The sequence below is a fragment of the Lysinibacillus sp. FN11 genome (assembly GCF_024628845.1).
In the GTDB taxonomy this organism is placed as follows: Bacteria; Bacillota; Bacilli; order Bacillales_A; family Planococcaceae; genus Lysinibacillus; species Lysinibacillus capsici.
Genome location: NZ_CP102383.1, coordinates 3,259,466 through 3,285,185, shown reverse-complemented (window position 1 = coordinate 3,285,185; position 25,720 = coordinate 3,259,466). Strand labels below are relative to the sequence as shown.

Annotated in this window: 23 protein-coding genes, 2 pseudogenes and 1 riboswitch; of the genes and pseudogenes, 22 read left to right on the top strand and 3 right to left on the bottom strand. The window is 38.9% G+C overall.

Annotated elements, in window-relative coordinates; genetic code table 11:
- Positions 1-21: 21 nt before the first annotated feature.
- Complete coding sequence (locus NP781_RS17430; RefSeq protein ID WP_257520444.1) at positions 22-1,710, top strand: FAD-dependent oxidoreductase; 1,689 nt, start codon at positions 22-24, stop codon at positions 1,708-1,710.
- 133 nt (positions 1,711-1,843) lie between these two features.
- Entirely contained in the window at positions 1,844-3,457 is a 1,614-nt protein-coding gene (locus tag NP781_RS17425) for a GNAT family N-acetyltransferase (protein WP_257520443.1), read from the top strand.
- 38 nt (positions 3,458-3,495) lie between these two features.
- On the opposite strand, the gene NP781_RS17420 is transcribed toward NP781_RS17425, so the two are convergent.
- Entirely contained in the window at positions 3,496-4,113 is a 618-nt protein-coding gene (locus NP781_RS17420) for a 3-ketosteroid-delta-1-dehydrogenase (protein WP_257520442.1), read from the bottom strand.
- Between the two features lie 225 nt (positions 4,114-4,338).
- Here NP781_RS17420 and NP781_RS17415 point away from each other — a divergent pair, with 225 nt between their 5' ends.
- The 10 genes and pseudogenes from NP781_RS17415 (at position 4,339) to NP781_RS17370 (ending at position 14,220) form a co-directional block, all read left to right on the top strand.
- On the top strand, positions 4,339-5,940 hold the full coding sequence (locus tag NP781_RS17415) for a Na/Pi cotransporter family protein (RefSeq protein WP_257522548.1): 1,602 nt from the start codon (positions 4,339-4,341) through the stop codon (positions 5,938-5,940).
- A 68-nt stretch (positions 5,941-6,008) separates the two neighbouring features.
- Complete coding sequence (locus tag NP781_RS17410; protein WP_257520441.1) at positions 6,009-6,458, top strand: SACOL1771 family peroxiredoxin; 450 nt, start codon at positions 6,009-6,011, stop codon at positions 6,456-6,458.
- Between the two features lie 140 nt (positions 6,459-6,598).
- The gene (locus NP781_RS17405) at positions 6,599-7,234 is read left to right on the top strand and encodes a sugar transferase (protein ID WP_257520440.1); all 636 of its coding nucleotides are present in this window, start codon (positions 6,599-6,601) and stop codon (positions 7,232-7,234) included.
- A 10-nt stretch (positions 7,235-7,244) separates the two neighbouring features.
- Positions 7,245-8,375, top strand: coding sequence for a glycosyltransferase family 4 protein (locus NP781_RS17400; RefSeq protein WP_257520439.1), 1,131 nt, complete (start codon positions 7,245-7,247; stop codon positions 8,373-8,375).
- Between the two features lies 1 nt (position 8,376).
- Complete coding sequence (locus NP781_RS17395; protein WP_257520438.1) at positions 8,377-8,910, top strand: GNAT family N-acetyltransferase; 534 nt, start codon at positions 8,377-8,379, stop codon at positions 8,908-8,910.
- Positions 8,911-8,973: 63 nt separating this feature from the next.
- Positions 8,974-10,050 (top strand): annotated as a pseudogene (locus NP781_RS17390) (GNAT family N-acetyltransferase); the annotation flags it as partial.
- Positions 10,031-10,777: a hypothetical protein gene (locus NP781_RS17385; protein ID WP_257520437.1), complete on the top strand. Its 747-nt coding sequence runs from the start codon at positions 10,031-10,033 to the stop codon at positions 10,775-10,777. The pseudogene NP781_RS17390 and the gene NP781_RS17385, both read left to right, overlap by 20 nt.
- 4 nt (positions 10,778-10,781) lie before the next feature.
- Positions 10,782-11,774 carry a polysaccharide deacetylase family protein gene (locus NP781_RS17380; RefSeq protein ID WP_257520436.1) on the top strand — a complete coding sequence of 331 codons (993 nt, stop codon included), beginning with the start codon at positions 10,782-10,784 and terminating at the stop codon, positions 11,772-11,774.
- A 457-nt stretch (positions 11,775-12,231) separates the two neighbouring features.
- Positions 12,232-13,218: an agmatinase family protein gene (locus NP781_RS17375; RefSeq protein WP_257520435.1), complete on the top strand. Its 987-nt coding sequence runs from the start codon at positions 12,232-12,234 to the stop codon at positions 13,216-13,218.
- A gap of 114 nt (positions 13,219-13,332) precedes the next feature.
- Positions 13,333-14,220 (top strand): 5'-3' exonuclease, encoded by an 888-nt coding sequence (locus NP781_RS17370; protein WP_257520434.1) that lies wholly within the window; start codon positions 13,333-13,335, stop codon positions 14,218-14,220.
- A gap of 90 nt (positions 14,221-14,310) precedes the next feature.
- Here NP781_RS17370 and NP781_RS17365 read toward each other — a convergent pair whose 3' ends face one another.
- Positions 14,311-14,814, bottom strand: coding sequence for a C39 family peptidase (locus NP781_RS17365; protein ID WP_257520433.1), 504 nt, complete (start codon positions 14,812-14,814; stop codon positions 14,311-14,313).
- A 56-nt stretch (positions 14,815-14,870) separates the two neighbouring features.
- Complete coding sequence (locus NP781_RS17360; RefSeq protein ID WP_081010969.1) at positions 14,871-15,215, bottom strand: thioredoxin family protein; 345 nt, start codon at positions 15,213-15,215, stop codon at positions 14,871-14,873.
- Positions 15,216-15,568: 353 nt separating this feature from the next.
- Between NP781_RS17360 and NP781_RS17355 the strand changes: the two genes are divergently transcribed.
- The 10 genes and pseudogenes from NP781_RS17355 (at position 15,569) to NP781_RS17310 (ending at position 25,699) form a co-directional block, all read left to right on the top strand.
- Positions 15,569-17,953 carry a 3-hydroxyacyl-CoA dehydrogenase/enoyl-CoA hydratase family protein gene (locus tag NP781_RS17355; protein WP_257520432.1) on the top strand — a complete coding sequence of 795 codons (2,385 nt, stop codon included), beginning with the start codon at positions 15,569-15,571 and terminating at the stop codon, positions 17,951-17,953.
- A gap of 49 nt (positions 17,954-18,002) precedes the next feature.
- Complete coding sequence (locus tag NP781_RS17350; RefSeq protein ID WP_221681258.1) at positions 18,003-19,175, top strand: acetyl-CoA C-acetyltransferase; 1,173 nt, start codon at positions 18,003-18,005, stop codon at positions 19,173-19,175.
- Between the two features lie 126 nt (positions 19,176-19,301).
- Positions 19,302-21,086, top strand: a complete 1,785-nt coding sequence (locus tag NP781_RS17345; protein ID WP_004228223.1) for an acyl-CoA dehydrogenase FadE — start codon at positions 19,302-19,304, stop codon at positions 21,084-21,086.
- A gap of 188 nt (positions 21,087-21,274) precedes the next feature.
- Positions 21,275-21,630 (top strand): annotated as a pseudogene (locus NP781_RS17340) (arsenate reductase family protein).
- 80 nt (positions 21,631-21,710) lie between these two features.
- Positions 21,711-22,091: a glycine cleavage system protein GcvH gene (gene gcvH / locus NP781_RS17335; protein WP_004228227.1), complete on the top strand. Its 381-nt coding sequence runs from the start codon at positions 21,711-21,713 to the stop codon at positions 22,089-22,091.
- Between the two features lie 91 nt (positions 22,092-22,182).
- On the top strand, positions 22,183-22,524 hold the full coding sequence (locus NP781_RS17330) for a toprim domain-containing protein (RefSeq protein WP_004228229.1): 342 nt from the start codon (positions 22,183-22,185) through the stop codon (positions 22,522-22,524).
- Positions 22,525-22,538: 14 nt separating this feature from the next.
- On the top strand, positions 22,539-22,850 hold the full coding sequence (locus NP781_RS17325) for a thioredoxin family protein (RefSeq protein ID WP_221681260.1): 312 nt from the start codon (positions 22,539-22,541) through the stop codon (positions 22,848-22,850).
- A gap of 56 nt (positions 22,851-22,906) precedes the next feature.
- Positions 22,907-23,010, top strand: a riboswitch (SAM riboswitch).
- Between the two features lie 82 nt (positions 23,011-23,092).
- A complete protein-coding gene (locus NP781_RS17320; protein WP_004228232.1) occupies positions 23,093-24,121 on the top strand; it encodes a methionine ABC transporter ATP-binding protein in 1,029 nt (342 codons plus the stop codon).
- Positions 24,111-24,779, top strand: a complete 669-nt coding sequence (locus tag NP781_RS17315) for a methionine ABC transporter permease (protein WP_004228234.1) — start codon at positions 24,111-24,113, stop codon at positions 24,777-24,779. Before NP781_RS17320 ends, NP781_RS17315 begins: the two co-directional genes overlap by 11 nt.
- Positions 24,780-24,847: 68 nt before the next feature.
- Positions 24,848-25,699, top strand: a complete 852-nt coding sequence (locus NP781_RS17310) for a MetQ/NlpA family ABC transporter substrate-binding protein (RefSeq protein ID WP_004228236.1) — start codon at positions 24,848-24,850, stop codon at positions 25,697-25,699.
- Positions 25,700-25,720 lie beyond the last annotated feature (21 nt).

Sequence of the window (25,720 nt, the reverse complement as noted above, 5' to 3'; positions counted from 1 at the left end):
CATATAGGGAGGAATGGTTGAATGAAATGGGATGCAAGTTATGATGTAGTAGTAGTAGGCTCTGGTGCAGCGGGATTGACAGCAGGTTTAACAGCAAAGTTACAAGGAATGAAATCATTAGTGATCGAAAAAACAGATCGCTATGGTGGTGCATCTGCTATTTCAGGCGGTGCCTTATGGATTCCTAATAATCATATCATTAAAGGTGCAGGTGTCCCAGATACACATGAACTTGCACGCCAATATCTTGATTCAACAATCGGTGATCGTGTGCCAGAAGAGCTAAAGGAAGCTTATATTACGAGAGGACCTGAAATGTTACGTTTTTTATACAATAAAACAAAGCATATGCGCTTCCAATATGCAAAAGGCTATTCGGATTATTATCCAGAAAAACCAGGTGGCTTGTCACAGGGACGCTCCATTGAACCACTTATTTTCGATTTAACAAAAATGGGCTCTTTAGCAAATTCTATGCGTCGTGCAACTCTATCAACAAAAGGCTTCACGATGAATAGCTACGAGTTTCATAAAGTGAATATGATTACACGGACGCTAAAAGGTAAAACTACTGCACTGAAATTAGGGGCGCGTTTAGTCAAGTCAAAGGTGACTAAGAGCGATCCAGTAGCATTAGGAGAAGCTTTAATTGCACGTTTACGCCTCTCCCTTGCAGAAGCAAATGGTGAGCTTTGGCTATCTACGGCCTTTAAAGATTTTATTATGGGCAAAGGAAGAGTAATTGGAATTATTGTGGAACGAGATGGACAAGAACTTAAAATTGAGGCAAAGAAAGGTGTTGTTCTGTCATCAGGTGGCTTCTCACATAATCAGACACTTCGGGAAAAGTATTTACCAAGTCCTACGAATGCTGCATGGACTTCTTCTCCAGAAGGTCAAACAGGTGACATCCTTGAACCTGGCGTAAGAATTGGTGCAACGTTGGATTTAATGGACAAAGTATGGGGAGCACCTTCTGTTATTGATCCACAAGGACATCCATTCTTCCTTGTGGCAGATCGTGGCGTGCCCAATATGATTGTAGTGGATAATGCAGGGCACCGTTTTGTCAATGAAGCAGCTCCATATCATGAATTCGTGGATACGATGTATAAGCATCAAGAGGTCACAAAGCAGGCTGTTCCTTCTTGGATATTAATTGATGCCTCAGCAAAAAGTCGCTATATTTTTACAGGATTGTTCCCAGGACAGGCATTCCCGAAAAGTTGGTTTGAGCAGGGAGTCGCAAAAAGTGCGGATACGATTGAAGAGCTTGCCAAACAAATGGATGTGCCAGCGGAGAGCCTAGTAGCAACGGTGAATCGTTTTAATGACTTTGCGCGGAACGGACATGATGATGATTTTTATCGAGGAGATAGTGCCTATGATAATTACTACGGGGACCCGACACTACCAAACCCAAATTTAGCAGAAATCAAGAAAGCACCATTCTATGCATTGCGTCTTTATCCTGGAGACATCGGCACAAAAGGTGGCCTCGTAGTGGACAAATATGCTCGTGTAATAAAGGAGAATGGCGAACCCATTGAAGGGTTGTACGCTTCTGGCAATTGTTCAGCATCTATCATGGGGGAAACGTATCCTGGCCCAGGCGCAACCATTGGGCCTGGGATGACACTAAGCTTTGTGGCGACAGCACATATGGCCAATGCAGTGACAAAAGATGAGGCATCACTTGTAAACGTGTAAATGAAACGAAGCCCTTCCTTTCTAATAAGGAGGGGTTTTTACGTTGGTGTAATGTTCTAATACTTTCTTGCTAGGAATATAGTGGCTACTAAATGTATGGCGATGATCATGTGAAAAGGAGCGATTTAGTTCATTGCTAGCTTATAAACTCATCACGACTATCGAAGAGTTAGAGCCCTATCGGAGCACTTGGTCAGAGATTCTGGAAAGAGAGTATAATAATAACCCTTTTATTGAGTACGAATGGATTTCAACTTGGTGGACAACACTCGGGATTCATGACAATGTCAAGATTTACATAGTGGAACATCAAGGTAGAGCAGTTGCCTTTTTTCCGTTAGTGCATTCTGTACGTTTTGGTACAATCCATTATTTCAGCTTTTTAGGACAAGGTTTTGCGACCTATATGGAAGTGATCGCTGACAAGGAGTGGTTAGAACCTTCCATTACGTTTCTTTTGAAGGAGTTTTCACGAAAATATAAGCGTTATTTAATCGTGTTACATGGATTATTAGAAAGTAAAAATACCTCTCAAGAATTAGAAAAATATGCGATTGAATATCAGATGCCTCATTCGATTTTTCGAACTGTCACATCTTATATTGATTTTCAAACCATTCCTATGGAAACATTTCTAAAGAGGCATCGCAAGAAATTCAAAAGCCTTAAACGGCGTGAAAACAAATTAAATTCACTTGGTCATGTCGTCTTTCAGGAAGTAAATCACAAGCATCTACAAGACATGTTTACGTTATTCAAGAGAAGATGGCAAAAGAAAATTGATAAAAGTGGCTTTACCGAAAAGCAAACTCGTCTATTTTATGAGCAGCTAGCTAAAACCAACAGTAAGGAGCTTCGCGTAGAAGTCGATAGCTTACAATTTGAAGGACAGTGGATTGCTTTTACAATTGACCTATGCTGTAGAGAGCGCAATTTTTGTCAGGCAATGGGCCATGAGCCAGATTTTAATCTATTTGGTCCAGGACGCCTCATTGAAAAAGAAAATATGCTAAAAGCACATCAAGCTGGCTATCGTTATTATGACTTAGGAAGTGGCTATGAGCCATATAAGTTTGAATGGTATACACATATTGATTTTACTAGGAAATTTGTGATGAGTACAAAAGGAGTTAAAGAGCGTAGTATTCGATTATGGATGGTCATACGTGATCGCCTAAAAGGGCTATTAACGAATAATCATCAGCTAGTAAAATTGAAGCGAGACCGATTAGGAGAACTACGTTATTTTCTGAAGCATGCAAGCATGAACGATTGGCTAAGAGCGGTTACAAAAATGTTCCAACGAATGCTAGCCATTCATATTTTAGACATTTATATTGCAGAGCAACAACAGAATAACGGAAATGTGAGATTTCAAGAATTATCAATGAAGGACATCATGACAATGAAGGATCGAGCGACAAATGTTACAGATTTCTATAAGGGCTATCGACTCTTTGCAGATAGCGTTCATGTCATCTATAAGCGACACGATAAAACGGTAACGGAAGAAACGGTTAACTATACCTATGAGCTGTCAGACAATATGTCGTTTATAAAAGAATATGATAGCCTGCGACTAGAGGAGATTGTTGCAGATGTGCAGCGGGAAGGGAGAGCAGTCTGTACAATAGCCCCGTGGTATAAGAGATACAGACGAAGAAAGCTCAGACAGGCAGGCTTCCATAAAGTAGCTAAAATTAATATAATAAAGATTTTCAAGTGGCAAAAAATATACCATATCTAATAACAACACCCTCAGCATATTTTGCTGAGGGTGTTTCATTAAAAATGAATACCAGGTTTATCAATTAGCTTACAGCCTGTACCATACTTGGCTTTTAAGGCACCTTTGAAAAGAGTGTGCTCCAGCTCTGGGAATGTCTGTTTCCAAAGTTCAAAGACATTATGGCTCGATGCTTTGCCGTCCTTTGTTAGTCGTGCAATATGGAAGCCATATTCATCATTACAGCGAGCCAATGGGCGGTTTTCTCTTACTGTAATAATTCGACCACTTGTCGTCATTTCATATAAGCCTTCATAGCCAGCAATCGCACGGCTTTCTTCTTGTCCTTCAACTAAAGGCTTTTCTTCATTTGGTGCTACTTTTTCCTCTGTCGTTGCTTCCTGTTCAGAAGATTGAGTTTCTTTAGCACTGTTTCCTTCTGGTAGTTGTTCAACAATCACAAAATCTTTCTTAGAAGCTTTATCGCTCATTGTCGCCATCACGTTCATGATAGAGCCTACATAGCGTAATGGTTTTTCTCTTCCTTCTTCGAAAACAAAAATATTATACTCGGTTTTATTAATCTTTTTCATAATAATATTACCAGTTGTAATAGTAAAACCGATGAATTTGTTCTTTTTAAGTGCCTGTATTGCTTCTTGCTTTGTTAAAATCATTTTGAAAATCTCCTAAAGAATTATTTATTCTATTCTACCATAAAAATTATCATATTGTTTTTCGTAAAATAATGGTTGATTTTGTACAATGCAGGGAAATATCCCTATTTTCTCAAATTTAATAATGGTACTATTAAGAATGTTTGGGGAATAAAACTCCTTTAAAAAGGAGTCTTTCATAATAGAGATACAATTTTAGTAGGGAGTGTTGATAGGTTGATCAATGTGCTTGGGGGCATCGGGTTATTCTTACTTGGAATGACGATGCTAACAAACGGTTTAAAGGAATTGGCAGGAGATGCGTTGAAAAAATGGCTCAATCGTTTTACAGGTGGGACCATTAGCTCGGTATTATCTGGTACATTTATGACAATGCTTGTACAATCCTCCACGGCCACGACCTTGATTACGATAGGTTTTGTCAGTGCTGGACTTCTCACATTTGTCCAATCGATTGGCGTTATTATTGGCGCCAATATCGGGAGTACGAGTACTGGTTGGATTATTTCATTAATCGGCTTTAAGATCAATATGCAGACAATGTCCTTGCCTTTTATTGCGCTTGGTGTATTTGTTCAATTGCTCGCACCGCGTGATTACAAAGCAATTGGGGGGTTAGTGACTGGTTTTGGCTTATTATTTTTAGGCATTGATGTTCTTCAGGGAGGAATGGCTGCGGTACAAGATAAAATTCCATTCGATGCATTTAGTGCCAACTCTATTAGTGGAAAACTAATTTTAATTGTTTTGGGTCTTATCATGACGGTTATTATGCAGGCTTCTAGTGCTGCAATAGCAGCCACTTTAACAGCTTTATATGCAGGTGCCATTGATTTTGAACAGGCTGCTTATTTAGTCATTGGTCAAAATATTGGGACGACAGCTACAGCGTTATTTGCTGCGATTGGTGCATCAACAGCTGCAAAACGAACAGCTGTGACACATGTCATGTTCAATGTAGTCACGGCTGTACTAGTGACATTCGGTGCAAGATTTATGTTTGCTCTTACAGAGTTCGTCACGAAATCCATCAATGGTAGCTTTGATGAAACACTGGGCATTGCTGTTTTCCATACATTGTTTAGTGTGATTGGCGCGATACTCTTTGTACCATTTGTTCGTCCTTTTGCAAAGGCCATTGAAAAAATGATACCTGAAAAAGGAAATTATTTAACTCGTAATTTAGATAGTAGTGTTGCCAAACTACCTGGGGTTGCTGTAGAGGTATCCTTTAATACATTGCAAGATATTACTAAGGAAATGACGACTGTACTCGTTTCACTTATTCAAGGAAAAAAACGCACAGCTGAAACAGACAGTAGATTGGCTCAAATAGATGAAGCAATCGAAAAAACGCGTTTATTTATGGATGCTATCCAATCTTCCTCTCAAAAAGAACGGTATAAGCATATTGCCCTTTTACATGCTTTAGACCACCTATATCGTTTGTCAAAGGCAATACGTGAGCAACATCCAAATGCCTTTCAATTACAGGAGACATTAACCCAAAAGTGGTTAGAGGTATTGGAAAAAGTACTATTAATCATTGATGAGGATGAACGTCTACCTGAGATTGCTACCTTGCTTGAGGTTACTTCCTCTGAAATGGCTGCGGTGCGTCGTGATAAACGAAACGCATATTTTGAGCATACTGTTGAAAATGTGGTAGAGTTAGAGACAGCCGTATCGAATGTGGAGACTTTGCTGTGGATTGATCGACTTGTCTATCACTATTGGCGTACAACGGCTCGTCTTGCGGAGTACCAAACCGTGACTAAGAAAGGTCGTCATATTGAGACAGAAAAAAATACAGTAACAGTTGAATAAAAGGAATGCTCGTCTTACGTTTGTAAGCGGGCATTTTTCTTCGCTTCACAAATAAAGGAGGATCTAGAATGGTTCAGCATAAATTTATAATGGACTTAACTTGGTCAGAAGGAAGAAACGGTACAGGAAATATCCAAGCTAGTAATTTGCAAACACAAATTTCTATTCCTCGGGAAATGAATGGACCTGGCATTGGTACAAATCCAGATGAAATGCTTTTAGGGGCAGCTGCAACCTGTTATTTAATTACACTAGCTGCTTTATTCGAAAGGTCAGAAATAGATGTGCTGGAATTATCCATGCAGGCACACGGATTTGTTAGTGTAGAAAATGGCATTTTTACGTATGAAAAAATTGTGCATAAACCGACTATTATTGTGCAAAAGCTAACAGAACATCTTGCAAAAAGACTTCTACGCTTAGCACACAAGGCAGAACAAACATGTATGATCAGTAAAGCATTAAAAGGTAATGTTGTGATTGAATGTGATGTGCAAATTTTTGAAGCAAGCATATAATAAGACAGCAAGAGTTATTCAGCAAGTAACGCTGATATAACTCTTTTTTCATAAAATAAGCACTTTTTCTAAAAGAGTTCTAGAAATGTTCAAAATGAATATATAGAGTTAAGTGCTAAAAAAATGCAAAGGATGATGTATTGCACGTTCAGACAGCTCAGAATCTCACATTCTATGGTCAGTACGGCAAAAGAATATTTGATATTATTGGGGCATTATTTTTGCTTTTTATAACGATACCTCTAATGCTAGCTATATTCCTCATTTTACTCATAACGACAGGTCGCCCCATTTTTTTTAAACAAATCCGAACTGGCCTCGATCATCACCGCTTTGTGATTTGGAAGCTACGAACAATGTGTATTCAGGCAGTTCCAGTCAATATGCCGACTATCTGTGCTGATGGAATCCCTGATGATTATTATTTTAAAACAGAGCAAGATACACGCATCACAAAAGTGGGCGCTATTCTTCGAAAACTCAGTATTGATGAAATTCCACAACTTTTAAATGTGTTAAAAGGTGATATGAGCATTGTAGGTCCACGTCCTGAGGTACCAACGATCACGAATGCATACAATACCTTACAGGCTCGGCGTTTAGAGGTAAAGCCAGGATTAACAGGCCTTGCTCAAATTAATGGTAGGTCGAATATTTCACATGGACAAAAAATATCATATGACATTGAATACGTTGATCATTATTCCTTTTGGTTGGATGTCCAAATTTTGTTGAAGACAATTTATGTTGTAGCTACACGCACAGGTGCTTATTAAAAAATAAGGAGTGGCCATACTGAAGATCGTTCAGCTTATTACACGAATGGATAAAGTTGGAGGTGCGCAAAAACATGTGGAGGCACTTGCTATCCACTTAAAACAGGATGGGCATGATGTCACAATAGTGACGGGCTCCTATCAACCATCACTGTGGCACTTACAAGAACATGAAATTCCAGTTATTGGTATATCTGCTCTTCAACGGGATATCCATCTAGCGAAAGATTTTCAAGCATTTTGGCAATTAAGAGCCGTTTTCAAACATCTACAACCAGACGTTATAGCCACCCACTCCTCTAAGGCTGGTGTGATCGGTCGCGTAGTTGGTAGGTTGTTAAATATTCCAACTATTTTTACAGCACATAGCTGGAGCTTTACAGAAGGTGTTCCTTACAAGAAAAAGCTATTCTATCAACGGATGGAAAGATCCATTCAGCCATTTACGACAAAAATTATTACGGTGTCTGAATATGATCGGGAACTAGCACTACTGAAAAAGGTCGCTCCTGCTCATAAATTGCTGACTATTCACAATGGCATTGACCCTATAGAGAGAAATGAGACAACTGAAAAGATATGCATGGAGCAGCCAGTCATTGTCATGGTTGCTCGTTTTGAAGTGCCTAAAAGACCAGATGTTTTGTTAAAGACTTTAGCGGAACTGACAGATATCCCTTGGCACCTTCAATTGATTGGTGATGGTTCTCTGCGTCCAGCTTTAGAACATTTCGTTGAACAAAATGGTTTATCAAATCGTGTAACATTTTTAGGTAATCAATTAGACGTTCATTCTTATCTTGAGAAATGCCACCTATTTGTTCTGTTATCAGATTGGGAAGGCTTGCCGATTTCGATTATTGAAGCGATGCGGGTAGGACTTCCTATTATTGCAACAAATGTAGGTGGTGTGAAAGAGCTTATTATTGATCATGACAATGGGTTTTTAGTGGAGCGAGAGAATAATGAATTATTGAAGAAGAGGCTGCATCAATTATTAATGGATGCTCCTTTAAGAGGGGAAATGGGGACGGCCAGTGAGCAGCGTTATTTAGAGTACTTCACCTTCACTCCCATGTATCAAAAAACATTAATGGTTTATCAACAGGCTGTTTCAGAACTAGTGAAGAAAGGGGATTAAATTGCAATTAATTCGCATTAGAACTGATGATGAGCTTATGTGGTACAAGGAAATTTGGGATGCCATTTTAGAAGAAGAGAACAATGATAATCCATTTATAGAATTTGCGTGGTTTTATAATTGGTGGCAAATTGTAGGACGGAAAGAGCGTGTAGAGCTTTACGCCATTGAACATGAGGGGACAATTAGGGCCTTTTTTCCATTTACAGTGTCTATTCGTTGGGGGATAAGGGTGTATGCTTTTGCAGGAGAAAACATCGCCAATTATACAGGGGTTGTGGCTAAAAAGGAATGGTTACAGCAAGTTACAACCTTTGTATTTGATGAACTAATAAAAAAGCATCGGCATATTCTTTTTTCCTTGCATGGGTTATTAGAAAGTAAGGTGTCTACTAAAATCTTAGAGCAATACTTTGTAGAAAGACAATTACGTACAAGCCTGTTCCGAGTTGTGACACCCTATCTTGCTTTTTCAGAAATTGACTTTCAGCGCCATTTCAATCAACGCCGAAAAATGCATGGCGTTGATCGATGAGAACGAAAACTAAGAAATTTAGGATCCTTAGAACGACGTGAGCCTTCACAGGACGAGCTTTGGCAAATGTTTCGGTTATTTGATCGACGATGGGCAAAAAAACTAGATACAAGTGGCTTTACAAAAGGTAAGAAAAGAGATTTTTTTGAGCGTTTAACAATGCTTAAAGGTGAGGCATTACAGGTAGAGGTCGATGCACTTGTCTTTGAAAACCGGTGGATTGCTTTTACCTATGGATTATGTTGTCGTGGCCGCTATGTAACATATGCTCTTGCGCATGAGCCAACTTTTAATTTATTTGGTGCTGGTCGGATAGTCACTCAGGAAACCATCCAGCGAACGTTTACTGCTAACTATCGCTTATATGATCTGAGCATAGGCTATGAGTCTTATAAATTTGACTGGCGCTCCGACATTGATTTTACCAGACAGATGCTTGCTAGCAGCGGTACGAAACGTACAAATCTACTGGCAGGTTTTTTATCGTTAAAGCAAAGGCTCAAAGAATTTATGAAAGGGAACCAACGAGTCGTAGATTGGAAGCGTAACACACTGGGCCATTTACGATACTTAGTAAAGTATGGAAAGGTAAAAGATTGGCTAGAATATGGACAACAATTCGTAGAAAAATTTATTCGTTTGAAACAAGTGGAGCTGTATGAATTATCCCCATCAGAGGACGTATCACCACAGCAACCTGTCGGAAACTTATTTGAAGAAATGTCGATTCAGGAAGCGATGCAGCTTGATCAGGAAAAAGTCATGGCCCTCCTTTATAAGGGCTATACGATTTATAAAGACTCCTTTGCGGAAACGAATAAGCTGGCGTTTGCATTACATGCCACAAACTGGCGAGTGGATTCAATGCAAATTGTAGAAGCCTTACCGAAACAAACCTATTTTTTAGCCTATGATGTTTTCAAACAAATCGATATTATTACAGCTTTTTTACGGAAAATAAAACCAGCACAAACATTGTGGATAACGGTAAGTTTTTGGCAATGGCGCAAGCGCAAGCGCTTAGTACAGCTAGGCTATAAACCTATTTCTCGAATGAAACATTATAAAATTGCTCGTTTTGAGCGACACCGTGTAGAAAAATATACAGAGAGTGGGGGCGATGTACATTCTGTCCATTAAAAGTAAGCGATGGAATATCGCAATGCAGCATTTTTATTTTCTCGAAAAGCCAGCCAATTTTCGAAAGTCTATGAAAGTTGTAGGCTATACGCATTCATTAGTACCAAGTCGGAAGCTTGTAAAAAGCGAAACGATTCACATTTCTTTGCAAGAGCATGAGCTTTCATTGTATTTAGCACTGTCTGAAGGGAATCGTAAAATCTTACGACGTGCCCAAAAAGAATCCTATCAAGTCATTTTGTATAAAGAGCCATCCATAGAAAATTTGAAAGCCTTTCAGCAATTTTACAATCAATTTGCCAAAAGAAAAAAAATTGAAGCAATCAGCAAGTCGCAAATGGAAACGATTCTGCTCCTCAATGAACAGGGTGCATTATTATTATCAGAGATCCAGAGTTTTTGTGGACAGACATTATGTTATCGATTAGATATTGTGCATGAGAAAAAAGCGATGTCTTATTTCGAGGCAACGTATCATGGAACGGCATTGCCTGCACAACTAAAACGTCCTTTCCGTTATGCAAATCGGTTTTTAATTTGGCATAATCTGCTACACCTAAAGGAGCAAGGTTTTGTCTTATATGATATGGGAGAATTAACGGACAATCGAAATGTACGAGCCTTTAAATTAAGCTTTGGTGGCCAGGTTGTTCATGTTTACTCAGGCTACATTATCCAATCAAAAATACGTGCACTACTACTAGGTGTGCAAAAATGGAGGAAGTAGCAACATGAATGGTGGGGGTCTCGTTATTTCATTAGATTTTGAGCTGAATTGGGGTGTCCATGACGTATTTCGTTATGGCCAATACAATAAAAACCTATATGGTGTACGTAAAGCCTTGCCCAGGATACTAGCGTTATTTGAGCAATATGACATCCATGCAACTTGGGCTACAGTTGGATTATTGTTTGCTGAATCAAAGGCAGAAATGGCTCATTATTTGCGAGGTATCCCTGTGAAATATGAAAATATGCGCTTTGCAGCACATACACAGCTAGCAAAAGTTGGCGAAAATGAACAAGAAGATCCACTGCATTTTGGTAAATCCTTACTAGAGGAAATTAAACGTACACCACATCAGGAAATAGGAAGTCATACCTTTTCTCATTTTTATTGCTTGGAGAAGGGCCAAACAGAAGCTGCCTTTTGTGCAGATTTACATGCAACCAAAACAATTAGTGACGGTTATACTGCGCCCATGAAATCCATTGTCTTTCCTCGTAATCAAGTAAACAAAGACTATTTTACAGCATGTTTAGAAGCAGGGTATGTTTGTTATAGAGGCACCGAAAATCATATGCTATATGACGCGCAAACGTTTACGAAAAAGGGAAGACTTTTAGGTGCTAAGAAGTGGTTAGATAGCTATTGGAATATAACTGGTCATCATATAGCCACCCTGGAAGAAATGCAAGAGGAGCAACTGATTAATATTCGATCAAGTGCTTTTTTAAGACCATACTGTAGTCCATTGCGTATATTCGAAAATTTAAAAGTAAAGCGAATAAAGGAAGGCATGCTCAAGGCTGCACAGGCACAAGCCTTTTATCATTTATGGTGGCATCCTCATAATTTTGGCAAGCATATTGATAAGAATTTGGCGATGCTAGAAGAACTATTAAGTTATCATCAAGAACTGCGTAGTCAATATAATTTTCAAAGCTATTCCATGTATGAGGTAGCGGAACTTTGCGATAGCCTTTCGAAACAGCAGAAGTAGACGAAATGGAAGAGTTCTCTGCTTGAGTAAGAGAGATTTCTGGACGAAGAGTTGGTAAAAAAGAGGTTCGCTCTCTGAAGAGTATTGACAGTGCTCGCACAAGAGAGAAAGCCACTCATAAAGAGTCTCAAAGGAATCACAAAAGAGTGGTACCCGCTCATTAAAAGTGTCAAAGCGCTCAAGGTCGGTGAACAACACTCAAAAAGTTGAGAAAAGCCACAATCTCCTAACAAAAGAAACATGCAATTTCTGAGCAAACTGATTTCAAGTTTGCTTTTTTTATTTGCTCAAAAGAATATTTTCAATAAAAGAGAAAAAAAGAAAAACTTTGACGAAAATCATTGGACGAATGGTACTATTACTATAAAGAAAATATGTTAGGACATTTACAGAGGAGCACCAATTGATTTAGGTCAATTGAACTTGAAAGGAAAAGAGAAGAAGGTGGTAGATGAATATGTTTACACAGTCAGAATGCCAATGGAGGCAGGAAAATGGATCAGCTATGCATCAGTGGATAAAGCAACAAACAAATCCGAATCCGAATGAGGTAGATATTGTCGTATATGGCGCTCTTTTATCATATGCCAATGGTGCGTCATCAAAAGCGCAATACCCAACAGCCTTTCGTAAGGCTTGGCCAGGGTTTCAATCGTATAATTTAGATGAGCAGGTGAATTTACGTGCCCTTTCAGTTGTGGATATCGGGGATGTCGCGATTCTAGAAAATGATAGAATGCTTTCGGAATCTGCCATCGAGGCTGCTGCGGAAAATTTAAGTATAGCCTTTCAAAGAAGTTTTACTTGTTTGATAGGGGGAGATCATACTATTACCGCACACTCCATAAAAGGTATAAAAAATGCCTTTCCACAAGATCGCATTGGCATCATTCAGATTGATACGCATTTAGATGCAAGAAACCAAGAGGAAATTGGTTTAGCGCAAGATTCTCCAATTCATCAGTTAATTGCAGCAGGGGTTGTGGAGGGGAGACATGTCTATAATGTCGGTTTGCATGGCTTTTTCAATTCACCCGAAATGATTCATTATGCTAAAGAACAAGGCATTCATATGATTACGTTAAAACAAATGCGACGTGATGGTATTCAACTCACAATACGTGAAATGCTGCGTCAGCTTATGTATGAAGTAGATCGCATTTATGTGTCAGTGGATTTAGATGCACTTGATATTGTATTTGCCTGTGATGTTCCTGCAGCCTCACCTGGTGGTTTAACGGCTTATGAGTTATTTGATATCCTCAAGCTTATTGGCGAAAATGAGGGTGTTCGTCATATTGATTTTGTTTATGCTGATCCTAAAGAAGGTATATTACGTCCAGAAACTGTTAAAATCGGTGTAACTGCATTTTTACAATGGTTAACAGGCATTCAGCTAGATCATCGTAATCGTATCTCTAAAAAAGGAAAGGTTATGTTGTAAAGCAAGTGTATTTCCGAGTATTAACAATGCTGATTTTTAAAAGTTTGCTATAATGTTTAAGTAGAAAACAATAAATAAATACAAACTTTGTATTGTAATAGAGAGGAAATTATTATGACAACAAAACCAAAATTATTGATTGTCGACGGTATGGCTCTGTTATTCCGTTCTTTTTTCGCTTCGGCTGCTATGGGGCATTTTATTCGCTTGGCAGATGGAACACCAACGAATGGAGCCCAAGGGTTTGTGCGACATGTTCTAACAGCACAAACGATTATGAAGCCAACACATATGGCTGTTTGCTGGGATATGGGCGCACACACATTCCGCAATGATTTATTTGATGGCTATAAAGCGAATCGCCCAGCACCTCCAGAGGAAATGCTACCACAATTTGATATGGCGAAAAATTTATCGCAGCAAATGGGCTGGCAAAATTTCGGCGTGAAGGGCATGGAGGCAGATGATTTAATTGGCTCCATGATAACGAAATGGCAGGACGAGGCAGAGATTACGGTCATTAGTGGTGATAAGGATTTACTTCAGCTTTTAAGACCATCTACAGAAATTGCGTTTATGAAAAAGGGCTATACAGAATATGATATTTATACACACGCTCGCTTTAAAGAAGAATATTGTATTGAACCATCACAGTTTGCACAGGTGAAAGCCTTTATGGGTGATTCAAGTGACGGCTACCCAGGTGTGAAAGGGATTGGTCCTAAACAAGCATTAACGCTTATTCAAACATATGGCTCAATAGACAAAATCCTGGTATCTCTCGGTGAATTGAAGCCAGGTCAAAGAACAAAAATTCAAGATAATTTAGATATGTTGCAGCTATCACATGAGCTTGCAACGATTCAAACCAATGTACCAATTGACGCTGATTTTACAAGCCTTGTGTTACCAACTTACGAACCACATATTTTTAAAGCAATAGAAGAGCGTGGCTACACGCTAATTGCCAAGCATGCCCGTTCTTTGTATTCGCTTATTTAATCAATCATCGCAGAGTATAGTCATATGCTCTGCTTTTTTTATTGTAAGGAAAAGAATAGAAAGCAAATAGAAGGTTAATCGATATTTGCTCTAGTAAGGAACCATTTTCACGAAGGATAATACCTTTTCGTTGTCTTTATAGAGAGCCTGTCGTATTTGGCTATCACGATGTGGACCACCATTATCATGGAATATTAGCCATAGCTTATCATTTTTTATCTCATAGCCAATAAGCGGTACCCAATGATAAGCAAAGGTTGATTTTTTATCTCGCCACTGAAGGCTAAAATAGCGATCAAAACGCATAGCAACTGGTCGACCTGCGTCAATTTCCTGTAGAGCTTCCTTTAATGAACAAGTTCGAATATCCCACGTTGGAAGCAGTTGACGAAGATGGTGAATCAGTCTCCATTTGAATAAGCCAATTTTTGTACCACCAAGCAGTTTATATAGCTCATTAATGGAAGGAGTTGACCCAATTAAAAATTTTAAGATGACATGAATCGTAGTAGGTCCACAGGCAGAATTGCGATAGCTTGGTGCAATGGAAATCCCATATTGTGAAGCCCCTCGTAGTGCCAATTGGTGACGCATAATAAACTCCTTTCAAAAAGAGCTGCATTTCAAGAAGAAATGCAGCTCTTTCACCATTATTGTTGAGCAGATAAAAATTCTGTTACTTGCTGAGGTGTTTTTGCATTTGCACTATGTAAGTGTGCAAGTTTTTCACCATTTTGGAAAATCAATAGGCTTGGAATTCCCATAACATCGTACTTATCAGCGATTTCTGGAAGCTCGTCACGGTTTAGCTCATACCAGTCATATTGGTTGTACTCTTCAATGATTGGATCGATGAACATATTCATACGTGTGCAATCAGGGCACCAGCCAGCATAAAATTTTACTAAAACTTTTTGGTCGCCAGCGATTAATTCGTTAAATTGTTCTGCAGTAGTAATAGTTTTCATTAAGTATTCACTCTCCTTGCTTTCCATTCTACACATTTTTCTCGCAATCTGAAAGTTTTCTGTTTGGCCGTTTCAATCGCTACTTCTTGTCCTCTTTTAGCTCGTTAAAAACAAAAAAAGATGTATACTGCAAAAATAATTCTTGAAAAAAGATTGCTAAATTAGACAAAATAATCTACACTAAAAACAGAAAAGTAGTTTTATCTTCATTCATTGAGAAGTGTCATTTTGGAGCGAAGATAAACCTTAGTCGTGCTTGGTTGAGTGGAGGGAATCTCATTCAACAAAAGGACAAAAAATTCACTAAGGAACACTTGATATTTTTTTGGCCAAAAAATGAATGGCTATTCATTCAATGGGAGAATAAGGGGGAATTGCTTGTGACTTACAACATTAAAAAAGCAGCTGTTCTAGGTTCTGGGGTGATGGGCTCTGGAATTGCAGCACATTTAGCAAATATCGGTATACCAACATTACTATTGGATATTGCACCAAAGGAACTGACGCAAGAGGAAGAAGCAAAGGGCCTTTCTTTAGAGCATCCAGCTGTTAGAAATCGTATTGTAAACGGAGCTTTGCAAAAGTTATTAAAGCAAAAGCCAGCACCACTTACTTCTAAGAAAAATTTATCACTACTATCAGTTGGCAACTTCGAGGATGATTTAGGGAAACTAAAAGATGTAGATTGGATTATTGAAGTTGTTGTAGAAAACTTATCAATTAAACAAAGTCTGTACGAAAAAATTGATGCAGTTCGTTCACCAGGAACAATCATTAGTTCAAATACATCTGGTATTAGCATTAATGCGATGGCAGAGGGACGTTCAGATGATTTTCAAAAGCATTTTCTTGGCACACACTTTTTCAACCCACCTCGCTATTTAAAATTATTAGAAGTGATTCCTGCCAATACAACTGCTCCTGAAGTAGTTAGCTTCATGAAAACGTTTGGGGAAGATGTGCTTGGTAAAGGTGTTGTACTTGCAAAAGATACACCAAACTTTATTGCCAACCGCATTGGAACATATGGTTTACTTATCACTTTACAGGAAATGTTAAAAGGTGGTTACTCTGTTGGTGAGGTAGACTCTGTAACAGGTCCGCTTATCGGCCGTCCAAAGTCTGCAACTTTCCGTACGCTAGATGTAGTTGGTTTAGATACATTCATTCATGTAGCGAAAAATGTTTACGATCAAACAACAGGTGAGGAGCAGCAAGTATTTGCAGTACCTGAATTTTTACAAAAAATGGTCACGAACGGTTGGTTAGGTGCAAAATCGGGTCAAGGTTTCTTCTTAAAACAAGGAAAAGAGATACATGAGATTGATCCAGCAACCTTAACGTATAGTCCAGCCAAAAAATTAAAAACACCTTCTATTGAAATGGCAAAACAAACTCGTGGATTGGCCAATAAAGTGAAGGCGTTAACCTATGCAAAGGATCGTACAGGCGAGCTATTATGGGGGATTTTTGCACCAACGCTCCTTTATTCTGCACAGCTACATGGGGAGATTGCAGATGATATCGTAGCCATTGATAACGCGATGAAATGGGGCTTCGGTTGGCAACAAGGGCCATTTGAGATTTGGGATGCTATAGGCGTAAAAGATTCTGTGGCGAAAATGGAGGCTGAGGGCCGAGAGGTACCTGCATTTGTCAAAGAGATGTTAGCAAATGGCGTGGAGACATTCTATACAGAATTAGACGGAGATTTAGCTTACTATAATGGTTCACAATATGTGAAAGTGCCAGTCAATGAAAAAGAGATTAATTTAAAACGTTATAAGAAAAAGCATGGTGTGATTAAATCAAACACAGGTGCTAGTTTAATAGATTTAGGGGATGGAATTGCATTACTTGAGTTCCATTCGCAATCCAATGCAATCGGTTTGGATATTATCCAAATGATTAACTTTGCGGTAGATGAAGTAGAGGCTAACTATAAGGGCTTAGTCATCGGTAATCAGGGGAAAAACTTCTGTGTTGGGGCTAATCTAGGAATGATTTTAGTAGAAGCACAGGATGATAATATATTTGAGCTAGATTTCGTCATTAAGGCATTCCAAGATGCTATGCAGAAAATAAAATATTCACGTAAGCCTGTTGTAGCAGCACCGTTTGCCATGACATTAGGCGGGGGAGCAGAGGTTTGCTTACCAGCTGCACATATTCAAGCAACAATGGAAACATATATGGGCTTAGTGGAAGTAGGGGTTGGATTAATCCCAGGTGGTGGCGGAAATAAAGCGCTCTATCAAAAATTCCTCAAGGGCTTACCAAACGGCGTAGAGGTAGACTATCAACATATTGCTAATAAAGTATTTGAAACAATTGCGATGGCGAAGGTTTCAACATCTGGTGAGGAAGCACGTGAAAATAATTTCCTAAACTTTGCGGATGGTATTTCAGTTAATCCAGATCATCAATTGTATGATGCGAAGCAGGCGGCATTAGCACTTTACGAAGCGGGCTATCAACCACCTGTACCAACTAAAGTGCCAGTGGTCGGTGCATCAGGCTATGGTACATTACTCATCGGTGCGCAAGGGATGTTTGAGTCAGGCTTTATTAGCGAACATGATTTAAAAATTGCTAAAAAATTAGCTTATGTTATTGCAGGTGGAAAGGTTCCGTACGGCACATTAGTCGATGAGCAATATTTATTGAACTTAGAGCGTGAGGCATTCCTTAGTCTTGTTGCTGATCCGCTATCACAGCAAAGAATGCAACACATGCTGTTAAAAGGTAAACCACTTCGTAACTAATTGACGAAATAGATCAATCTTGCACATGAAACAAAGGGGGATTAATACGATGCGTGAAGCCGTTATTGTAGCAGGAGCACGAACTCCAATTGGAAAAGCAAAAAAAGGTTCTTTAGCAACAGTAAGACCAGATGATTTTGGTGCTGTTGTAGTCAAGGAAACATTGAAAAGAGCAGGCTATGAAGGGCCAATTGATGATTTAATTTTAGGCTGTGCAATGCCTGAAGCAGAGCAAGGAATGAATGTAGCACGTAGTATTGGGGCACTTGCTGGATTACCAGATACAACCCCTGCTCTGACAATTAACAGATTTTGCTCATCAGGTTTACAGGCAATTGCCTATGCAGCAGAGCGAATTATGTTAGGACACTCAAAGGCAATTCTTGCTGGTGGTGTAGAATCCATGAGTATGGTGCCGATGGTAGGGAATACACCACGTTTAAATCCGACTTTAGCAGAAACGGCTCCACAATATTATATGGGCATGGGGCATACAGCTGAGGAAGTAGCTCGTCAATATAATGTTAGTCGTGAAGACCAAGATGCTTTTGCTGTTCGCTCGCACGAGCTTGCTGAAAAGGCAATTAAAGAAGGTAAATTCAATGATGAAATTGTACCAATCGAAGTGGAACAGCATTACGTAGACGATAACAATAAACCACAGGTGAAAAAATTCACATTTAGTATGGATGAAGGTGTACGTCCAGGTACATCAGTTGAAGGTTTGGCAAAATTGCGTCCAGCTTTCCACGTAAAAGGCAGTGTAACGGCGGGTAATGCCTCTCAAACTTCTGATGGTGCAGCAGCTGTACTAGTAATGGATCGTGAAGAAGCTGACAAGCAAGGACTGACACCAATGGCAAAATTCCTAGGCTTTGCAGTTGGCGGTGTACCTCCTGAAGTAATGGGGATCGGGCCTATCGTGGCAGTGCCAAAAGCGTTGGAAATTGCAGGTTTATCCATCGAGGATATTGATTTATGGGAAATCAATGAAGCGTTTGCTTCACAGTCATTACAAGTGGTACGTCATTTAGGCATCGACCAAGAGAAAGTCAATGTCAATGGTGGAGCGATTGCATTAGGTCACCCACTAGGCGCAACGGGAGCTATTTTAACATTAAAGCTAATTCATGAATTGAAGCGTCAAGGGAAGAAATATGGCGTAGTGACAATGTGTATTGGTGGCGGCATGGGTGCTGCTGGCGTATTTGAAGTTCTATAATTTTTGCTAGATCAGCTTGAGGTGTACTGTTTGCGGTTGCCTCCGAACATTGTATACGTCAAGCTTTTCTATATATGATCACTAGGGGAATCAACTAACAAAAAGATATATTGGGAGGAATTAATCATGACTGAAAAAACAACTGATTTCATTAAAGGCGGCGGATTTCTTATTGAAGATGTGGAATTAGATCGTGTATTTACACCGGAAGATTTCACTGACGAACATAAAATGATTGCTAAAACAACAGAGGAATACGTTACAAATGAAGTTTTACCAGTAGTGGAAAATTTAGAGCACCATGAATTTGAACATTCAGTGCGTCTCCTAAAAAGTGCAGGCGAATTAGGCTTACTTGGAGCAGATGTGCCTGAAGAATACGAAGGGCTTGGATTAGACAAAGTTTCTTCCGCTTTAATCGCTGAAAAAATGTCTGTTGCAGGTGGTTTCTCTATCACACATGGTGCTCACGTTGGTATTGGGTCATTACCAATTGTTCTATTCGGTAATGAAGATCAAAAGAAAAAATATTTACCTAAGCTTGCTTCAGGTGAATTAATCGCTGCCTATGCATTAACAGAGCCAGGTTCAGGTTCAGATGCTCTAGGTGCAAAAACGACTGCAAAATTAAATGAAGCTGGCACACATTATATTTTAAATGGTGAAAAACAATGGATTACGAATGCAGGCTTTGCTGATGTATTTGTGGTCTACGCAAAAATTGATGGCGATAAATTCTCTGCCTTTATCGTAGAACGTGCCTACAATGGTGTTTCAGTTGGTCCTGAAGAAAAGAAAATGGGGATTAAATCATCATCAACTCGTACATTAGTATTGGAAGATGCGGAAGTACCTGTAGAAAATCTATTAGGCGAAATTGGGCGTGGGCATATCATTGCGTTCAATATTTTAAACATTGGTCGTTATAAACTAGGCGTGGGCACAATTGGCGGATCGAAACGTGCATTGGAGTTAGCTATTCAGTATACAAACCAACGTCAGCAGTTTAAGACAAAGCTTTCTGATTTCAATCTGACAAAAGAAAAATTATCAACAATGGCTTCTCAATTGTATGCTTCTGAATCATTAAACTATCGTACTGTTGGACTATTTGAGGATCGCTTAAGCCAGTTAAGCCTGGAAGAGCAAAAGCAAGGAAAAGTAATTGCAGGTGCGATCGCCGAATATGCGATTGAATGTTCTATTGCCAAAGTATTCGGTTCAGAAACATTAGACTATATTGCTGACGAAGCTGTCCAACTTCATGGCGGTTATGGCTTTATGGCTGAGTATGAGGTAGAGCGTATTTACCGTGATTCTCGTATTAATCGAATTTTTGAAGGAACAAACGAAATTAACCGCATGATTGTACCTGGTACATTTATGAAAAAGGCGCTAAAAGGTGAGCTGCCATTATTACAAGTGGCTCAAAATTTACAGCAAGAGCTGCTTATGCTAATGCCAGAGGAAATCGGTACAGAGCCGTTAGCACAAGAAAAATATTTAGTGAAAAATGCCAAGAAAATTGCTGTCTTAGCTGCAGGCTTAGCAGCCCAACGCTTTGGTGCAAAGCTTGATCAAGAGCAAGAAGTATTGGTAAACATTGCGAATATAGCTAACCAATTATTTGCAATGGAATCAGCTGTCTTACGTACAGAAAAGGCAATTGCTCGTGACGGTGTTGAAAAAGCACATCAAAAATTGCTATACACACAAATTTTCTGCCAGGAAGCATTCGCAGAAATCGAAAAGGAAGCAAAAGACACAATTCTTGCTTCAGCAGATGGCGATGCAGCCCGTATGACATTATCTGCACTGCGTAAGCTAACGCGTAATAATCCATACAATCTAATTGTGAAGAAGCGTGAGGCTTCAGTTAAATTAATTGATGCTGAAAAATATATTGTTTAAAGCGCACACCTAACCTAGCTATCTGCAAAAGATAGCTAGGTTTTTTTATATAAGAAAAATGACTAATATCGTAAGAGGACGGATAAAAATGCAAAACTAGTGGATAAACTTACAAAAAAGAGTGAAGTTCACCATTGAAAACAACTATGATGGTATACTACAGAAAAAGACAGAAGAGGAGCATTGTAATGACGATTCAATTTTTCCATTATCCGAAATGTACAACATGTAAAAAGGCACAGAAGTGGTTAAATGAGCATGAGGTTTCCTATGAAGAGGTACATATCGCAGAGCAACCTCCCACTAAAGAAGAATTAACAGCTATTTGGCAGGCTAGCGGACAGCCTTTGAAGAAATTTTTTAATACCTCAGGTATGAAATATCGTGAGCTTGGCTTAAAGGACAAGTTAGCCGAAATGACGGAGGATGAGCAGCTTGAGTTATTAGCTTCAGATGGTATGTTAATTAAACGTCCCATCGTCACAGATGGAAAAAAGTTACTTTAGGTTTTAAAGAAGTAGATTTTGAGCAAGCTTGGAAATAACCGTATTAAACCTTGTATTTAGAGGAGAAGTATGGCACACTGAAAGTGAATATATTACATATTTATGGAGGGGTTTTTGCATGAGCACACCTAAAGACTTACGATACTCTGAAGAACATGAATGGGTAAAAGTAGAAGATGGAAAAGTACGTATTGGTATTACTCACTTCGCACAATCTGAATTAGGAGATATCGTATTCGTTGAGCTTCCACAAGTTGGCGACGAAATCAAAACAGATGATCCATTCGGTAGCGTAGAATCAGTAAAAACTGTTTCTGAATTATATGCACCAATCTCAGGTACTGTAGTGGAAGTAAATGCAGATTTAGAAGATAGCCCAGAATTCGTTAATGAATCACCATATGAAAAAGCATGGATGATCGTTGTTGAGCCTGCTGATGCATCAGAAGTTGAGAAACTAATGACAGCAGAGCAATACGAAGAAATGATCGCTGAATAAGACAAGCCATAATCGAAAAACGTCGGCAACTACCGGCGTTTTTTGTTATATAATGACTTATAAGTGGGGATCTCTAAATGGAGGTGGCGTAATGTTCGAGGGAAAATGCTTGATAGTAGAAGGGCGTTCAGATAAGCTACAAATTGAGCCTATTTTGAATGAGAATGTTACAATACTATGTACGAATGGTACAATTGGTGTGCATCAACTAGAAGAACTACTGGATCCCTATGAGGGCTGTGAGCTATTTACTTTTTTTGATGCAGATACTTCTGGGGATAAGCTACGTGCATTAATGGACAGACATTATCCAGAAGCTGAGCATCTGCGCACAATGCCAACATACAAGGAAGTAGAAACGACACCAAGAAAAGTCCTAGCGATGATTTTACTGCGTGCACATTTTTCAATCCATAATGAATATATTTTGTAAGGTTGCGTGAGTAAATGGAAGAATGGTCAACAGAGCAGTGGGAAACGGCTAAACAGTCGGGAGAGAAAACTGCATTTTATTTATATACACCGATGTGTGGAACATGTGCAGTGGCATCTAAAATGATGTCCGTTATTGAACAATTACTGCCACAGCTACAAATTGGTAAAGCAAATATCAACTTTTTGGAACACATTGCCTATGAGCATCAAATTGAAAGTGTTCCCTGTCTACTCATCAGTGATGGCGGAAAAGTGACAGAAAAAATTTATGCCTTTCAATCCGTACCATTTTTATATGAATTGTTAAAAAAATCAATTGACTGAACTTTACTAGCGTGGTAAAGTATCAAATATATTACTAAAACATTAAATATATCGAACTCTTATGAAGAGTGGCGGAGGGAAGTGCCCTATGAAGCCCGGCAACCATCACAATGTGAAAAGGTGCCAAATCACTCAAAGATTTTTCTTTGAAAGATGAGAGAACGGTTTAACGTATCATACGTGACCCCTTCTACTTGTCTGTGAGTGAAGGGGTTTTCTATATGAGAAAAGGAGTATTCGCTATGATCCAGCTTCAAAATATTACAAAGAAATACAAAACAGCAAATGGCGAATTAACGGCAGTCAAAGACGTCAACCTTACTATTAATAAAGGTGAAATTTTTGGCATTATCGGCTATAGTGGTGCTGGTAAAAGTACCATGATTCGTTTATTAAACGGTTTAGAGAAACCGACAGCAGGAACAGTAACGGTGAACAATCAAGAATTTTCATCGATAAAAGGGCAAAAGCTTAGAGCGGCTAGACAAAAGGTAAGTATGATTTTCCAGCATTTCAATTTACTTTGGTCGAGAACAGTTGCCGAAAATATTGCATTCCCTTTAGAAATCGCAGGCTTCCCAAAGGCTCAACGTGAAGCACGTGTGAAGGAATTGATTGCCCTTGTAGGCTTAGAAGGGCGCGATAAGGCCTATCCATCCCAGCTTTCTGGTGGACAAAAGCAGCGTGTAGGAATTGCACGTGCATTAGCGAATAATCCAGAGGTTTTACTATGTGATGAGGCGACTTCCGCACTCGATCCTGAAACAACGGATGCTATTCTTGATTTACTCGTAGATATAAATGAACGCTTAGGCTTAACAATCGTCCTGATTACCCACGAAATGCATGTCATTCGCAAAATTTGTCATCGTGTAGCGGTGATGGAGGCAGGCGAAATTGTGGAACGTGGTGAGGTATTGCAAGTCTTCCAAGCCCCACAGGCAGCTATTACTAAGAAGTTTGTATCTCAAATTACAGACACTAAGGAAACACAAGATACGGTAGCACAAATTAAAACAAACTATCCAACTGGACAACTTGTCAAACTTATTTTTGTTGGTGAAAAAACAGAACAGCCTGTCATCTCACATCTTGTGAAACAATTTGATGTAGAAGTAAGTATTGTTCACGGAAATATTTCGCAAACAAAAAATGGTGCATATGGTACATTGATTGTGCAAATTGATGGCTCTCAGACAAACGTCACTGAAGCCCTTCGTTATTTAAATACAGTGGAAGTACAGACGGAGGTGATTGAAAATGCTAACTAATCTCTTTCCGAATGTAGACTGGGAAAATATGTGGCAAGCTACGTATGAAACATTATACATGACAGCTATATCAACGGTTGTGACATTTATTCTTGGGTTAGTCATTGGTATTGTTCTATTTTTAACTAGTCCCAATCAGTTATGGGCAAATAAAATCGTTAACTTTTTAACAGGATCACTCGTCAATATTTTCCGGTCCATTCCATTTATCGTATTAATTATTTTATTAATTCCATTTACGAAGTTTTTACTAGGTACAATTCGAGGAGCTAATGCGGCGTTACCTGCATTAATTATCGGTGCAGCACCGTTTTATGCTCGTATGGTATTAATTGCGTTACGTGAAATTGATAAAGGTGTGATTGAAGCAGCTCGTTCAATGGGGGCGAAAACTTCTACAATTATTTGGAAAGTATTGGTTCCTGAATCATTGCCAGCCTTGATTTCTGGTATCACTGTAACGGCTGTTGCTCTTGTAGGTTATACTGCGATGGCAGGAATTATTGGTGCAGGGGGTCTTGGTAACTTAGCTTTCTTAGACGGCTTCCAGCGAAATCGCCAAGATGTGACATTAATGGCAACTATTTTGATCTTAGTAGTCGTATTTATTATTCAATGGATTGGTGATTTAATTACCGAGAAAATTGATAAACGCTAGCAAGTAAAAGAGGTTATTTCGGTTCTTACCGCTAACATATTTTAAACAAATAAAAGGGAGTGTCATAAATGAAAAAGTTATTAGCAGGATTATTTTTATCAATACTTGTACTAGCATTAGCAGCTTGCGGTACAGATAAAAAAGAAGATGAAAAATCAGCATCAGGTGATCAAACAGATAGCAAAGAAAACGTAACATTAAAAGTAGGTGCTTCTAATACACCACACGCAGTCATTTTAGACAAAGCAAAACCGATCTTAGCTAAAGAAGGCATAGACCTTGAAATTGAAACGTATACAGATTATGTTCTACCAAACCAAAATTTAGAGTCAAAAGATATTGATGCCAACTATTTCCAGCACATTCCTTATTTAGAGCTACAAATTAAAGACAATGGCTATGATTTCGTCAATGCAGGTGGTGTTCACATTGAACCAATCGGTATTTACTCAAAAAAATATAAAACGTTAGAAGACCTGCCAGAAGGCGCAACAATCTTACTTTCTAACTCAGTATCTGACCATGGTCGTATGCTGTCATTATTAGAGGCTAAAGGCTTAATCAAACTAAAAGAAGGCATTGATAAAACAGCAGCAGAATTAAAGGATATTGAAGAAAATCCTAAAAACTTTAAATTCGATGCAAATACTGCACCAGAGATGCTTGTACAAATGTACGAAAATGATGAAGGCGATGCAGTACTTATCAATTCTAACTTTGCCATCGATAACGGTTTAAACCCAATTGAAGATGCTATTTCTCTTGAAGATAAAGAATCTCCATATGTTAACATCATCGCTGTACGTGCAGGTGATGAAACAAAACCTGAAATTAAAAAATTATTAGAAGTATTAACATCTAAAGAAATCCAAGACTTCATTTTAGAAGAGTGGAAAGGTGCAGTAGTACCGGTAAAATAAGAATTAAATAAAAAGGGTACA